This is a genomic window from Streptomyces tubercidicus, assembly GCF_027497495.1.
Classification (GTDB): Bacteria; Actinomycetota; Actinomycetes; order Streptomycetales; family Streptomycetaceae; genus Streptomyces; species Streptomyces tubercidicus.
In genome coordinates, this window is sequence record NZ_CP114205.1 from 4,629,009 (window position 1) to 4,643,767 (window position 14,759).

Annotated in this window: 10 protein-coding genes; 7 read left to right on the forward strand and 3 right to left on the reverse strand. The window is 73.4% G+C overall.

The genetic code is table 11. The features are described from left to right. The first annotated feature begins 91 nt into the window (after nucleotides 1-91). Nucleotides 92-1,798 (forward strand): glycerol-3-phosphate dehydrogenase/oxidase, encoded by a 1,707-nt coding sequence (locus STRTU_RS20285; RefSeq protein ID WP_159744903.1) that lies wholly within the window; start codon nucleotides 92-94, stop codon nucleotides 1,796-1,798. 40 nt (nucleotides 1,799-1,838) lie between these two features. On the opposite strand, the gene STRTU_RS20290 is transcribed toward STRTU_RS20285, so the two are convergent. Continuing rightward, the gene (locus STRTU_RS20290; protein WP_159744904.1) at nucleotides 1,839-3,068 is read right to left on the reverse strand and encodes a serine hydrolase domain-containing protein; all 1,230 of its coding nucleotides are present in this window, start codon (nucleotides 3,066-3,068) and stop codon (nucleotides 1,839-1,841) included. Nucleotides 3,069-3,257: 189 nt separating this feature from the next. Here STRTU_RS20290 and STRTU_RS20295 point away from each other — a divergent pair, with 189 nt between their 5' ends. Further along, nucleotides 3,258-5,360 carry a serine/threonine-protein kinase gene (locus STRTU_RS20295; RefSeq protein WP_159744905.1) on the forward strand — a complete coding sequence of 701 codons (2,103 nt, stop codon included), beginning with the start codon at nucleotides 3,258-3,260 and terminating at the stop codon, nucleotides 5,358-5,360. Nucleotides 5,361-5,575: 215 nt separating this feature from the next. Further along, nucleotides 5,576-7,786, forward strand: a complete 2,211-nt coding sequence (locus tag STRTU_RS20300; protein WP_159744906.1) for a protein kinase — start codon at nucleotides 5,576-5,578, stop codon at nucleotides 7,784-7,786. A 52-nt stretch (nucleotides 7,787-7,838) separates the two neighbouring features. Here the strand turns inward: STRTU_RS20300 and STRTU_RS20305 are convergent, their stop codons facing one another. Continuing rightward, the gene (locus tag STRTU_RS20305) at nucleotides 7,839-9,371 is read right to left on the reverse strand and encodes a class I adenylate-forming enzyme family protein (RefSeq protein ID WP_159744907.1); all 1,533 of its coding nucleotides are present in this window, start codon (nucleotides 9,369-9,371) and stop codon (nucleotides 7,839-7,841) included. Nucleotides 9,372-9,510: 139 nt separating this feature from the next. Here STRTU_RS20305 and STRTU_RS20310 point away from each other — a divergent pair, with 139 nt between their 5' ends. The 3 genes from STRTU_RS20310 (at nucleotide 9,511) to STRTU_RS20320 (ending at nucleotide 12,666) form a co-directional block, all read left to right on the forward strand. Then, a complete protein-coding gene (locus tag STRTU_RS20310) occupies nucleotides 9,511-10,689 on the forward strand; it encodes an acyl-CoA dehydrogenase family protein (RefSeq protein WP_159744908.1) in 1,179 nt (392 codons plus the stop codon). Between the two features lie 7 nt (nucleotides 10,690-10,696). Beyond that, nucleotides 10,697-11,707 (forward strand): acyl-CoA dehydrogenase family protein, encoded by a 1,011-nt coding sequence (locus tag STRTU_RS20315; RefSeq protein WP_159744909.1) that lies wholly within the window; start codon nucleotides 10,697-10,699, stop codon nucleotides 11,705-11,707. 473 nt (nucleotides 11,708-12,180) lie between these two features. Next, nucleotides 12,181-12,666, forward strand: a complete 486-nt coding sequence (locus STRTU_RS20320; protein WP_159744910.1) for an ATP-binding protein — start codon at nucleotides 12,181-12,183, stop codon at nucleotides 12,664-12,666. A 136-nt stretch (nucleotides 12,667-12,802) separates the two neighbouring features. On the opposite strand, the gene STRTU_RS20325 is transcribed toward STRTU_RS20320, so the two are convergent. Next, nucleotides 12,803-13,729: a cyclase family protein gene (locus STRTU_RS20325; RefSeq protein WP_159744911.1), complete on the reverse strand. Its 927-nt coding sequence runs from the start codon at nucleotides 13,727-13,729 to the stop codon at nucleotides 12,803-12,805. Between the two features lie 107 nt (nucleotides 13,730-13,836). Here STRTU_RS20325 and STRTU_RS20330 point away from each other — a divergent pair, with 107 nt between their 5' ends. Next, nucleotides 13,837-14,706, forward strand: a complete 870-nt coding sequence (locus tag STRTU_RS20330) for an SDR family oxidoreductase (protein ID WP_159744912.1) — start codon at nucleotides 13,837-13,839, stop codon at nucleotides 14,704-14,706. The last annotated feature ends 53 nt before the right edge of the window (nucleotides 14,707-14,759 follow it).

Sequence of the window (14,759 nt, forward strand, 5' to 3'; positions counted from 1 at the left end):
TGCCGCCGGGAGCGAAGGGTGGATACCGGCACGCGGCGTGGACAGAATCGACGGACGGGGGGTGTGGCCCCGATCACAGCGGGAGGCAGCGGTGAAGACAGCGATACTGGGACCGGCGCAGCGGGCCGAGGCGCTCGCCCGAATGGCGGAGCGGGAGCTGGACATTCTCGTGGTCGGCGGCGGAGTCGTCGGCGCGGGGACCGCGCTGGACGCGGCGACCCGCGGGCTGGCCACCGGGCTGGTCGAGGCGCGTGACTGGGCCTCGGGCACGTCCAGCCGGTCGAGCAAGCTCATCCACGGTGGTCTGCGGTATCTGGAAATGCTGGACTTCGCGCTGGTCAGAGAGGCGTTGAAGGAGCGGGGGCTGCTGCTGGAGCGGCTGGCGCCGCATCTGGTCAAGCCGGTGCCGTTCCTGTATCCGCTCCAGCACAAGGGCTGGGAGCGCTGGTACGCGGGCTCCGGTGTGGCGCTGTACGACGCGATGTCGGTCTCTTCGGGGCACGGCCGCGGTCTGCCCGTCCACCGGCATCTGTCGCAGAAGCGGGCGCTGCGGGTGGCGCCCTGTCTGAAGCGGGACGCGCTGGTCGGCGCGCTGCAGTACTACGACGCGCAGATGGACGACGCGCGCTATGTCGCCACGATGGTGCGGACCGCGGCCGCCTATGGGGCGCAGGTCGCCAACCGGGCACGGGTGGTGGGCTTTCTGCGCGAGGGCGAGCGGGTGGTCGGCGTACGGGTGGAGGACGTCGAGGGCGGCGGTGACTACGAGATCCGGGCGCAGCAGATCGTCAATGCCACCGGGGTGTGGACGGATGACACCCAGGCGCTGATCGGGGAGCGCGGGCAGTTCCATGTCCGTGCGTCGAAGGGGATTCACCTGGTGGTTCCCAAGGACCGGATCCACTCCACGACCGGGCTGATCCTGCGGACGGAGAAGAGCGTCCTGTTCGTCATCCCCTGGGGGCGGCACTGGATCGTGGGGACGACGGACACCGGCTGGGATCTGGACAAGGCGCATCCGGCGGCCTCCAGCGCGGATATCGACTATCTGCTGGAGCATGTGAACGCGGTGTTGGCGACCCCGCTGACCAGGGACGATGTCGAGGGGGTGTATGCCGGGCTGCGCCCGCTGCTGGCCGGGGAGTCGGATGCCACCAGCAAGCTGTCGCGGGAGCACACCGTCGCGCATCCGGTGCCGGGGCTGGTCGTGGTGGCGGGCGGCAAGTACACGACGTACCGGGTGATGGCGAAGGACGCGGTGGACGAGGCGGTGCACGGCCTCGATCAGAGGGTCGCGGATTGTGTGACCGAGGATGTGCCGCTGGTCGGGGCCGAGGGCTACAAGGCGCTGTGGAACGCGCGGGCCCGGATCGCGGCGCGCACCGGGCTGCATGTGGCCCGTATAGAGCATCTGTTGAACCGCTACGGCTCGCTGACCGAGGAGCTGCTGGAGCTGGTGGTGGCCGATCCGTCGCTGGGCGAACCGCTGGCGAACGCGGACGACTATCTGCGGGCCGAGGCGGTCTATGCCTGTACGCACGAGGGCGCCCGCCATCTCGACGACGTACTGACCCGGCGCACCCGTATCTCCATCGAGACCTTCGACCGGGGCACCCGCAGCGCCCGCGAGGTGGCCGAGCTGATCGCGCCCGCGCTGGGCTGGGACGACGACCAGGTCGAGAAGGAGATCGCGCACTACCGGAAGCGGGTCGAGGCGGAGCGCGAATCGCAGCGGCAGCCGGACGATCTGACGGCGGATGCGGCGCGGCTGGGGGCGCCGGACATCGTGCCGCTGTAGGGCGCCGCCGCACACCTGGCGCGTGCCAGGGGCGCACGCGTCAGCCGCGCGAGGCGCAGAACTCCGCCGTCAGGACCGCGGTGTCGGGCACCGGGGTGGAGTGGGCGTCGGTGTTGAGGCGGTAGCTGAGGACGTGGCGGCCGTCGGCGGTGGCGGCGGTGCGGGCGTAGGAGCCGTTGATGTCGCCGCGGTTGCCCCAGACCGTGACGCCGCAGGGCAGCTCGGTGGCGTACAGGCCCAGGCCGTAGATGCCGCCGGTGCGCTTCTCGTCGCGTATCTGCGCCATCTGGCGGGGCGCCAGGAGCCGGCCGCCGAGCAGCGCGGAGTAGAAGCGGTTGAGATCGCCCAGGGTGGTGACCATCTCGCCGGCCGGGCCCGCCCAGCTGGGGTTCAGGGAGGTGGTGTCCACCCGCCGGTCGCCGATGAGGGAGTACGCGCGGCCGTGCGGCGTCGGCAGTGCCGGGTCGGTGCCGGGGAAGGAGGTGTGGCCGAGCCCGGCGGGGACGAGGAGGCGGCGGCGGATCTCGGTGGCGTACGGGTGTCCGGTGACGGCCCGGATGACCTGGCCCAGGACGAGGTAGTTGGTGTTGGAGTAGGAGTAGCGGGTGCCCGGGGCGGCCGTCGGGTGGTGGCTGAGGGTGGTGCGCAGCAGCTCGGCGGGGGTGTGGCGGTCGTAGCGGTGGGCGCCGAAGCCGGTGCCGAAGAGATTTTCCGAGAGCCGGGGATCGTCGGTGTAGTTGAACAGGCCGCTCGTATGGTTCAGCAGCTGGCGGATCGTCACCCCGCGGAGGCCGGTCCGGTCGCCGGGGCCGGTGGCCGGTACGCCCGGCGGGAGGTGCGCGGCGGCGCGGTCGGCCAGGGACAGGCGGTGCTCGGCGGCCAGTTGCAGGACGACCGTGGCGACCAGGGTTTTGGTGAGGCTGCCGGCCCGGAAGCGGTCCTGGGGTCCCATGGGGCGGCCGCTGCGCAGATCCGCCACACCGGCGGTGGAGAAACGCGCCGTCGGGAATCCGGCGCGGGTGGTGAGGGAAGCCGCGCCCGGGGACCCGCCGTGGACCAGGCGGTGCAGCGCGCGCATCGTCGTCGCGGGCGGCCGTCTGTGGTCCGGGGACGGCGGGGTGACGCGGGGTCGGCCGGCGGATCCCGTCAGGAGCAGTGCGGCCAGGACCGCCAGGGCGCCCGTGCGGAACGTGCCGCGGTGGCGGCCTGACCTGCGCGGCACCGGGCAGGGCGGGCGGGCCGCAGCCGGGCGACGCGGGCGCTTCGTCATCGGGACTCCCGTTCGTCGGGGCCATCATGACGGGGACAGGGTGTTGTACGGCACCCACCCGGGCCTTCCGCACGGCCGCGGATGAGGGAGAATGAAGGCTCTGCCAGGGTGGGTTGTCCGAGTTGGGCCAGTTTGGTGATCGATGGGACGTCGAAGCTGCCAACTCGGCTGGATTGCAGAGGGGATGCAGTGGGCGACGAGGTCGAGATGGACGGCAAGGGGGGCAGGCTGCTCGCCGGGCGGTACCGGCTCGCCGATGTTCTCGGCCGGGGCGGCATGGGGACGGTCTGGCGGGCCCGCGACGAGGTCCTGGGCCGTACGGTCGCGGTCAAGGAACTGCGGTTCCCGGGCGGGGTCGAGGAGGACGAGAAGCGCCGCCTGATCACCCGTACCCTGCGCGAGGCCAAGGCGATCGCCCGGATCCGGAACAACGGCGCGGTCACGGTCTACGACGTGGTCGACGAGGACGACCGCCCCTGGATCGTGATGGAGCTGGTCGAGGGCCGCTCGCTCGCCGAGGTCATCCGTGACGACGGCCCGCTCCCCCCGCGCCGCGCCGCGGAGGTCGGCCTGGCGGTGCTCGATGTACTGCGTGCCGCCCACGCCGCGGGCATCCTGCACCGCGATGTGAAGCCGTCCAACGTCCTGATGTCCGATGACGGCCGGGTCGTGCTCACCGACTTCGGTATCGCCCAGGTCGAGGGCGACCCCTCCGTGACCTCGACCGGCATGCTCGTCGGCGCCCCCTCCTACATCTCCCCCGAGCGCGCCCGCGGCCAGAAGCCGGGCCCGCCGGCCGATCTGTGGTCGCTGGGCGGGCTGCTGTACGCCTGCGTCGAGGGCGTGCCGCCGTACGACAAGGGCTCGGCGATCGCCACGCTGACGGCGGTGATGACCGAACCGGTCGATCCGCCGAAGAGCGCCGGTGGGCTGGAAGAGGTCATCTACGGCCTGCTGGTGAAGGACCCGGCGGGGCGGCTGGACGACGCCGGTGCGCGGGCGCTGCTGCTGGACGCGGTGCACGCCCCCGAGGCGCGGAAGCCGGAGCCCCCGCTGGACGAGACCCGGGCGATGGTGCTGCCGACGGTGCCCAAGGAGCGGGCGAAGGCGAAGCCCGAGGGCGCGCCGAAGCCGAAGCCCGCCGCGAAGCCGCGGGTGCCGCGCAAGCCCAAGGCGAAGCCGGCCGACGCCCCGGTGGCGGCGGAGCCGGCCGCGCCCGCGTCCGGGAGTGCCACGGCGGGCCGGAGCAAGGCCGCTGCCGCCAAGGCCGCCGCGGTGCACACCCCGGAGCGGACCGAGCGTCCGCAGCGGGCGGCCACCCCGGCGGCCGGGGAGACGGCCGGCGCGGACCGTACGGACTCCGGCGCGTCCCGTCCGACGCTCACCCGCCCCGGGTTCGACTCGGAGGCCGCCAAGGAGCGGCTGCGCGTCGCCCTGCGGACGGTCCGTGCCGCGGCGGCCGCCGCGAAAGCCCGGGTGGACTCCAGACCCGGTGACGGCAACCGCCCGGCGACCCGCGCCTCGGTGACCGATGTCGTCCCGCGCCGCACCCTCGTCATCGTGGCCGTGGTCGTCGCCCTGGCGGTGCTGGGCACGGTCCTGGCCGTCGCGCTGAGCGGCGGTGGCGCCACGGACAACGGCGGCAAGCCGGCCGGCAAGGACGCCAAGGCGTCGTCCGCGGCGAAGGCCAAGCCCTCCACCGAAGCGGCCGGTGCGAGCGCGGACGCGGCGCAGGACCCGCCCGGCTCGCCCGCCGCGCAGCCGCCGGGCGGGGTCTCCCCGGCCGACGACAAGGGCGGCACCGACGGCAAGGACGGCAAGGGGGACAAGGCCGTGCCGGAGGGCTTCGCCCAGGTCTCCAACGGCCGGTTCCACTTCGGTATGGCGATGCCCAAGGGTTTTCAGCAGACGGGCACCGCGGGGCAGGGCTCCGGCGTCATCTACAGCGCCAAGGGCGGCTACCCGCGCGTCCAGGTCGACTACAACCCCGAGCCCGGCTCCGACGCGGCGGCCGCCTGGCGCAGCCTGGAGCCGGCCGTGCGCGGCTCCAGCGAGGACTACCACCGGATCGACATCAAGACGGTGAAGTGGCGGGACTATCCGACCGTCGCCGACTGGTCCTTCACCCGCCGTCAGGGCGGCGAGCGGGTCCGGGTCCTGGACCGCGGCTTCCGGGCCGACGACCAGCACGGCTACGCCATCATGATCACCTGCAAGGCGGACGGCTGGTCGGGCAAGAAGTGCCAGGACGTGGTCCGGACCGCGTTCCGCACCTTCGCCATCAAGGACTGAGTGCGGGGCCGGGGTACGGGCCCGGCGGTGTACGGACAGAGCGCGCGTCGTTCGGCGGACCGGGCCGCACGCTCCGGCGCAGGCACGTATCGTGAGACCGCTAAGACCGTACGCATCCGCAATCGGCGGGAATACGACCGGAAGTGACCGTAGGCGCCAGCGCCGAGGGCGTTCCGGCGCGACGGTAGACACAGCGCGCGCTGCGGGGAGGCGTCGTGGACGAGTACGCGGGAAGGGTGCTCGCCGAGCGATACCGCCTGCCGTTGCGGCCCCTCGGCGATGACGACTTCACGGAGTCCCGGGCGTTCGACACGTTCAGCGGGCAGGAGGTCCTGGTCCGTCAGGTGCCGCTGCCCGAGGTCGTGGAGGCGGAGGTCGTGGGGGCGGAGCCGGCCGGGGCCGTCGAACGGGGAAGCGGCCGCTACGGTGCGGCCCGGCCGTCCGGTGGAGCGGGGGTGGCCGACCGCAGCCCCCGGGACCCCGCCGTACGGCGTGCGCTGGAGGCCGCGACGACCGCGGCCCAGCTCGCCGATCACCCCCGGCTGGAGCAGGTCTTCGACGTCTTCACGCAGGACGGCAGCCTGTGGATCGTCGCTGAACTCCTCGTCGCCCGGCCGCTGTCCGCGCTGCTCGCCGAGCGGACGCTGTCCCCGCACCGCGCCGCGGAGATCGCCGCGGATCTGCTCACCGCGCTGCGGGTGCTGCACGCGCAGGGCCGGCTGCACCGCAATATCACCGCCCGTACGGTCCTGGTCTGCGACGACGGCCGGGCCATCCTGACCGGTCTGGCGGCGGGCGCGGCCCAGGAGGCGCTGTGCGGAACCGAGCCGCCCACCGGGGCGGACGAGCCCGCTCCGGACGAGCCCGCGCCCGGCGGACCGGCCGCCGGGACCTCGCTGACCAAGCCCGCGGCGGACGGGGACACCACCGCGCCCGGGTACGGCCGGCCCACCGCCGGGCTCGCCGCCGAACGGGCCCGGCAGGCCCGGCTGACCGTCATCGGCCCGCTCACCGAGCGCTGGGCGCCGGAGCAGGCCGGACCGGTGCACGAGAACTGGCAGTTGGCGCCGCCGGTCGGCCCGGCCACCGATCTGTGGGCGGTCGGCGCGCTGCTCTACCGGAGCGTGCAGGGACAGCCGCCCTACCCGGAGGACAGCGCCGCCGAACTGGCGCAGCTGGTCTGTTCGCAGCCGCCCGCGGACGCCGAGGAGTGCGGGGCGCTGCGGCCGGTCATCGAGTCGCTGCTGCGTCCGGACCCGGCCGACCGCCCGGACGCCGAGGAGCTGAACGGCTGGCTGCGTTCCCTGATCCGTAGCGCACCGGAGCCGGAGGTCGGCAGTCGGCTGGTGACGATGCCGGCCGAGGGCGGTGATCCTCGGCGGCTGCCGATCGTGCGGCGCCGCGGGGAACTCGTCCGCAAGGGGCGGCACAAGAAGACCCGGCCGGCCCGCCGGACCCGGCCGCAGCCGGCACCGGCCGCCATGGGCGCCGCCGCGGCCGCACCGGCCGCTCCGCCGGCCCCGGCCCCGGAGCAGCCCACCCCGCTGGTCTCCACCACCCGGCCGCCCCGCCCCCCGAAGCAGCCCAAGCCGCTCCGGCGGTCCAGACCCGCCCGCCCGGCCCGGCCCGCCGCGCCTGCCCCGCCGCCCGGCCCGAGCGGGCCCGCCGACCGGGAGCCGTACGACCAGCAGGCGGCGGTCGCGTCCGGGCCGGTGGCCGCACCCCGCCCGGCGCGGCGGCCGCGTCACCTCGGGCGGCTGCTGCTCACCGCGATCCTGCTGCTGCTCGTCGGCGCGGTCGTCTATGCGATGGCCTTCCTGCCGAAGTCGGGTCAGGACTCCAAGGCGGGCGAGCGGGGCGCGGACCGTACGGGCACGTCGGGGTCGGCGCCCGGCCCCGCACCGTCCGGGGACCAGGAGAGCGGTCACGCCTCCGCCGGTACCGACGCACCGCAGACCACCGCGCCCGCCGGGATCGCCAAGGGCTTCGAGGTACGCAACGACCCGGAGGGTTTCCAGGTCGCGGTGCGCAAGGACTGGCAGCGGCGCGGCGCCAACGACCGGGGCCAGGTGCGGTATGTCGGCGGGGACTATGAGCTGGTGGTGGTGCCCGGCCGGGACACCACGGCGCGTTTCGGCACCGACCCGATGGCGTATCTGCAGAACAAGGAAGCCGAGCTGGCCCCGTACCGCTCCTCCGGCTGGGCCTCGGCCTCCGGCCTCCAGCGGATCGACGTCGGCAAGACGGCGATGGCCGAGGGCACCTTCTCCTGGCGGGACAGCAGCGGCCGTGAGGTGTACGTACGGAACCTCGCGATGATCCACAAGGGCCGCTACCACCTCGTCCTCGTCATCGGGCCGGACCGCGGCCGCCGCGAAGTGGACCAGCTCTACGCGCAGGCGACCAGCGCCTACCGGCCGGGCTGAGGCGCGGACCGATACGGCCGGGCGCCGGGCCGGTCACCGGTCCCGCGCGGCCTCACCCGGCTCCCGTCCCCGTCCCGCCGTCCCCGAACCGCTCCCGCAGCTCCTGTTTGAGGACCTTGCGCAGCGTGGCCCCACGGGGCAGGGCGGGCAGCAGCTCCAGCTGTTCGGGGAGCTTGTGCCGGGCGAGGCCGTGGGAGAGAAGGTGCGCCGAGAGGGCCGCGAGGGTCAACTCCCCGGCGTTCGCGGGCTGTTCGATGACCGCGCAGACGCGTTCGCCGCGGTCGGGGTCCGGCAGGCCGATGACGGCGGCGTCGGCGATGTCCGGGTGGCGGTGGAGGAGTTCTTCGATCTCCTGGGCGGAGATGTTCTCGCCCTTGCGGATGATGATGTCCTTGAGGCGGCCGGTGACGACGAGGTGCCCGGTGGCGGTGAGGTGGCCGAGGTCGCCGGTGGGGAGGAAGCCGTCGGCGTCGAAGGGGTCGGGCTCGTCGAGGTAGCCACGGCAGACGGCAGGGCCGCGCAGCCCGATCTCGCCGGTGTCGGGGGCGATACGGATCTCCATGCCCGCGGGCGGCCGGCCGTCGGTGCCGGCCAGCTGCTCGGGGCTGTCGTACGGGTCGCCCATGGTCACCATGGGGGCCTCCGTCATCGCGTAGCCGTGGGTGAGGCCGCAGCCGAGCGCGGCGACGACCTCGTGGTACAGCGCGGCGGGCAGCGGCGCGCCGCCACCGGCCAGCAGCCGCAAGGACGGCAGCAGTTGGCGGCCGGGCGGCAGCTTGCGGGCCTCGGCGAGGAAGAGGGCGTAGAAGGCGGTGGAGCCGCCGGCGAGGGTGACGCGGTGGCGGCGGTAGGCGGCGAGCGCGCCGGGCAGCGTGAAGTGCTCCAGGAGGACGGCGGGGATGCCGTGTTCCAGCAGCAGAACGGTGTAGTCGGGCCCGGCGACATGGGCGTACGGGAAGGCCATCGAGCCGATGTCCGACGGGCGGATGCGCAGGGCCGCGCCGAGCCAGTGGCCGGCCGTCCGCAGACTGCGGTCGGTGTGCAGCACGCCCCTGGGGGCCGCGGTGGTGCCGGAGGTCCAGTAGATCCAGCGGACCGCGTCGTCGTCGGCCGGGGGCGGGGGCAGGGCGGCCGGGTCGGCGTCGGGCAGGGTGTCGTACGCGTCGATGACGGTGAGCGGACCGGGCAGGCCGGCGGCCAGACGGTCTGCCATCGCACGGTGGTCGAAGCCGCGCCGGACGCCGGGGACGGCGAAGAATTCCGCGCGGGTGCGGCGCAGCACCTGGCCGGTCTCATGGGCGCGGTAGAGCGGCACGACCGGGCTCTGGACGGCGCCGATCCGGGCCAGTGCGAGGCTGAACAGCACCGTTTCGATCCTGGTCGGCAGCTGCCAGACGACCCGGCTGCCGGGCCGTACGCCGCGCTCGTACAGACCGGCCGCGACCCGTTCCGCGCGGCGGTGCAGGGTGCCGAAGGTGATCCGCCGTTCCGTCCGGGCGGAGTCGGCTCCCTGGATCAGGGCGGGCGCGTCCGGGGTGCGGGCGGCGCGCCAGGCGACGAGGTCCCAGAGAGTGGTACCGGTCACCGTCCCTCCCTCCGGGCAGAGTTTGCTGACGACGCGTCAGATTGCCTGCCGAGATTAGAGGTCGGCGCCTTGTCGGTCCAGAGGGGCGGGGCTAGCCTATTTCTGACGGTGCATCAGATTCGCGAGGGGGTAGCGCGCCATGGACCTCGGCTGCACACCGGAGGAGGAAGACTTCCGGGCCCGGCTGCGCCGCTGGCTCGGTGAGGTGCTGCCCCACCTCCCCGCACCGCCCGCCGCCACCGACTGGCCCGGCCGCCGGGCGTATGACACGGCCTGGCAGCGGATGCTGTACGACGCCGGATACGCGGGCCTGCACTGGCCGCGGGACGCCGGCGGGCAGGGCGCCACCCCCGCCCAGCACCTGATCTTCCTGGAGGAGACCGAGCGCGCCGGAGCGCCCTACGTCGGCGCGAACTTCGTCGGACTGCTGCACGCCGGGCCCACCCTCGCCGCCGAGGGCACCGCCGGGCAGCGCGCACGCTGGCTGCCGCCGATCCTGCGCGGCGAGGAGATCTGGTGCCAGGGCTTCAGTGAGCCGGACGCCGGTTCCGACCTCGCCGCGCTGCGCACCAGGGCCGTCCGCGACGGGGACGCGTACGTCATCAGCGGCAGCAAGATCTGGACCTCGCACGCCGAGGTCGCCGACTGGTGCGAACTCCTCGTCCGCACCGACCCGGACGCGCCCCGCCACCGCGGTATCAGCTGGCTGGCGATGCCCATGGACGCGCCGGGCGTGACCGTCCGGCCGCTGCGCACCCTCGCCGGTTCGGCGGAGTTCGCCGAGGTGTTCCTCGACGAGGTGCGGGTCCCGGTGGCCAACCGGGTCGGGGCGGAGAACGACGGCTGGCGGGTGACGATGGTGACGCTGTCCTTCGAGCGCGGTACCGCCTTCGTCGGCGAAGTGGTCGCCTGCCGCCGGGTGCTCGGCGCGCTGGCCCGTGCCGCCCGCGCCAACGGCCGCTGGGACGATGCCGTGCTGCGCCGCCGACTGGGCAGGCTGAGCGCGGAGTTCACGGCGCTGTGGTGGCTCACCCAGTGGAATGTGAGCGAGGCGATGCGCGGCCCGGGGCGCGGCGGACAGCGGGGCGGCGGCGTCCCGGGAACCGGCGGCTCGGTCTTCAAGCTGCGCTATTCGCACGCCCGCCAGGAGCTGTACGACACGGCGGCCGAGGTGCTGGGCGCCGGTGCGCTGGACGTGGAGCACGCCTGGGTCGCGGACCGGCTGTCGTCCCTCTCGTACACCATCGCGGCCGGTACCTCGCAGATCCAGCAGAACATCGTCGCCGAGCGGATTCTCGGCCTGCCGAAGGGGCGGTGACCGGGCGATGGACTTCCAACTCACGGACGAACAGCGGGCGTTGAAGGACGGCACCCGGGAGCTGCTGGCCGGGCGGTTCGGCCGGGACCGGCTGCGGGCGGCCGTCGAGGACCCCGCACCGGACCGTGCGCTGTGGCGCGAGCTGGGCGCGGCCGGGTTCTTCGCGCTGCGGCTGCCGGAGGCGGACGGCGGGGTGGGGCTGGGGCTGCCGGAGGCGGTGCTGGTCCTGGAGGAGGCCGGGCGGGCGCTGCTGCCGGGCCCGCTGGTGGCCTGCCAGCTGCTGGCCGGGGTGGTGGACGGTGTCGCGGCCGGGGAGCGGATCGTCGGGCTGTGTGACGGGGCGCGGGAGCCGGCGCTGTGGGAACACCCGGGCGGGTGCGATGAGTTGATCTTCGTGGAGGGGGAGGGCGGGCGCCGCGGAGGGTCCACCGGTGGCCCCGCCGGTGGGGCGGGCGAGGGCGCACAGGGGCGCACGGGCGGTGCGTACCGGAGCGCGCCGGACCAGGTGTCCTGCGCCCCTTTTGCTTCCGTCGACCCCCTCACCCCGCTCGCCCGCGTCCTGGACCTGCCGCACGCCGAGCCCGTTGCCGTCGACATGCCCCGGCTCCGCCGCGAGGCCGCGCTGCTGACCGCGGCCCAGCAGCTCGGCAGCGCCGTCCGCACGGTCGAGATGGCCGCCGGTTACGCCCGCGAGCGCGAGCAGTTCGGCGCCCCCATCGGCTCGTTCCAGGCGGTGAAGCAGCTGTGCGCGCAGATGCTGGTACGGGCGGAAATGGCGCGAAGTGCGGTGTATGCGGCGGCGGTCACGGAGCGTGCTCTCGACATCACGGGCGCGAAACTGCTCGCCGACGAGGCCGCGGTACGCAACGCGCGGGACTGTCTGCAGGTCCACGGCGGAATGGGCTTCACCTGGGAGGCCGATGTCCATCTGCACCTCAAACGGGCCTGGTGGCACGCCGAGCGCTGGGAAACGGCGGGCGAGGCGGAGGAACTGCTGGCCGCGGGCTTGATCGCCTGACGGCGCGGGCGCGAACCCCGTTGCGGAGGGGCGCGGTGGCCGGTGCGGGCAGACTCTGGCACCCCGTGCACGGAATGTCGGACTCAGCACGCAGAAATGGTCACGGAGTGTCGATATCGGGTTGTGTCCTGGGCGTGACTCGTCACAGGGGGGAGTCGGCGTTCCGCTCGGGTACTCTCCGTTGGGTGCGAGTGGTTCTGTGGCGCAACGGACCCGGTGCCGTCGGAAGGACGGCTCCGGGGTACGGACTGCGCGCCGCCCGCCCAAGGCAGGGGCCGGGTTGCCCCCCTTGTTCGACTCCCCGCAAAGTGCGTCGCACAGTATGCGGGACGCCTACTCCCTTGCGCTGGAATATGCCCGAAGCGCTTGTTGGGGTGACTGAACGTCAACCATGCTGTGCTCCGCCGGGGTCACGCACCGTGACTCCGTGGAGGCGCGAGGCGAAGTTTCCGCCGGTTCGGATGGTGTGAGCGGTGCAGGTGCTTCAGGTGCAGTTGGACGTACGGCCCGACCCCGCGGAGGTGGGGCGGGCCCGGCGGTGGGCCCGGTCGCGGCTCGCGGGCTCCGGTATAGGGGTCGATGAACCACTCGCGGAGACATTGATCCTGTTGATCTCCGAGCTCGTCACCAACGCCGTGGTGCACACCGGCGCGGCGGCCGAGCTGCGGATCTTTTTCTCCGGCTCGGGTGCCGTGGTGGGCACGGTCCGGGTCGAAGTGGTGGACGCCTGCGCCCGCCCGCCGCGCCAGCGGCACGCGGATGGCGACGACACCAACGGCCGCGGCCTGGAGCTGGTCGACGGACTGGCCGACCGCTGGGGCTGGCAGCAGGAGGGCGCGGGCAAGCGGATCTGGTGCGAGGTGGACCGCGGGCGGCCGCTGCTGAGGGCGTCCGGCGCCGATCTGGGCGCCTATGAGTCCCCTTGCGCGGTGTCACGTACCGTGACGCACCAGGCGTAAGCGAGTCGATCGGCGCATCACCGGCGTTCCTCCGCCAGATGGGCAAACCGGTGGTCGGGTAGGGCGCACCGCCTCCTGGACGGCCGGGCGCCGTTGAGTCGCCGGCCGGCGCGGGCGGCGACTCGGTGTGGCCGCCTCAGAGGATCGCCACGGGGGCGACCGGCGCTCCGGTCCCGCCGACGAACGGTTCGGCCATCGCGGACAGGAAGAAGGCGTAGCGGCCTTCCTCCGCGCAGGCCGTCGACAGCTCCTCCAGATTCCAGTTCTGGCCCTGCGGCATGCCCATCTCCACGAGATGGAGGGCGTGTACGGGCATCCACAGGTCCTCGATCTCCGGCGGGAAGATCTCGAAGGTCAGGGTGTCATTGGCGACCGCCGCGACATCGCGCGCACGGAACCACTCGGGTGTGCGCAGCGACAGGCCGGGGGACGGGAAGGCGTAAGCCTGCCGGTCGCCGTCGAGATAGTGCCGCAGCTGCCCGGTCCGGACGAGGACGACATCGCCGGAGCGGACCGCCGTCCCGGCCAGTTCCTCGGCGGCGTCCAGATCCTCCGGCGTGACGGCGTGCCCGCCGGGCAGCCGTTCGGTGCCGTGCACCCGGGCCACGTCCAGGAGGACGCCGCGGGAGGCGACCGGGGTGGCCTTCTCGATGCCGAGGCGGGTGGCGCCGCCGTGTGCGGTGACCGAGTCGGCCGGGCGGTTGTTGTAGAGCCGCCCGGAGTGGGAGACATGGGCCAGGCCGTCCCAGTGGGTGGCGGCCTGCAGGCCCATGGTGGCCACGTCGTCCGAGGTCGCGACCGTGCCGGGGCCGAAGATCTCCTGGTTGACGGCGGTCATGGTGTGCAGCGGATTGACCCGGCCCGGGATCACTCCGGTCTGGACGCCGTCGTGCCGGAGCGGGAGCGCGAGCGGGATCCGGCGACCGCTGCGGATGGCGGCGGCGGCTTCCCGGACGACCTGATGGGTGATCAGGTTGAGAGTGCCGATCTCGTCGTCATCGCCCCAACGCCCCCAGTTGTTCACGCGTTTGGCGATGTCATGGAACTCCTGGGGCAGGGGCATGGGCCCTCCTCGGGGCGGCCGGGTCCGTTCGGCCCGGGGTCTTGTGTTCGTACCGGCTCTGCTCAAAAATCTAACGGTCCGTCAGAAACTGCGGAAAGGGTCACGGCATGGGGAACTTCTTGGCCGGCAAAGTGATCGCCGTCACGGGGGCGGGCCGCGGCATCGGCCGGGCGGTCGCCCTCGCCTGCGCGGAACAGGGCGGGAAGGTCGTCGTCAACGACTACGGGGTCTCCATCGAGGGCGGCGAACCCAGCAGCGAGGTCGCCGAATCCGTGGTGAAGGAGATCGAGACGGCGGGGGGCGTCGCGACCGCGGTCGCCGACGATGTCTCGACCATGGCCGGCGGCCAGCGGATCGTGGACACCGCGCTGGCGCAGTACGGGCGGATCGACGGCGTCGTGTGTGTGGCCGGGATCCTGCGGGAGCGGATGATCTTCAACATGACCGAGGAGGAGTGGGACCCGGTCGTCGCCACCCATCTGAAGGGCACGTTCACGGTGTTCCGGGCGGCGGCCGCGGTGATGCGCCGCCAGGGTTCCGGGACCCTGCTGGGCTTCACCAGCGGCAATCACCAGGGATCCGTGTCCCAGGCCAATTACTCCGCCGCGAAGGGCGGGATCATCTCGCTGGTGCGGAGCGCCGCGCTCGGGCTGCACAAGTACGGAGTGACGGCCAACGCGGTGGCGCCCGTCGCACGGACGCGGATGTCGGCGAAGGTGCCGATGGAGCTGACGGAGATCGGTGAGCCGGAGGATGTGGCGGCGTTGGTCGTCTATCTGCTGAGCGAGGCCGCCCGGGAGGTGACCGGGCAGGTGTACACGGTCGCCGGGCCGAAGATCGCGGTGTGGGCCCAGCCGTCGGAGCTCCGCTCCGTGTATGCCGACGGGGGTGGGTGGACGCCGGAGCGGGTGGCGGAGGTGCTGCCGGGGTCGGTGGGGACGGATCCGATGCCGATGCTTGGGCGAGGCCGTCGGTAGGCCCACGTTTTGGCTGTCCCGCCGTGTGGGTTGCTCGCCGTTGCGCCTGCGGC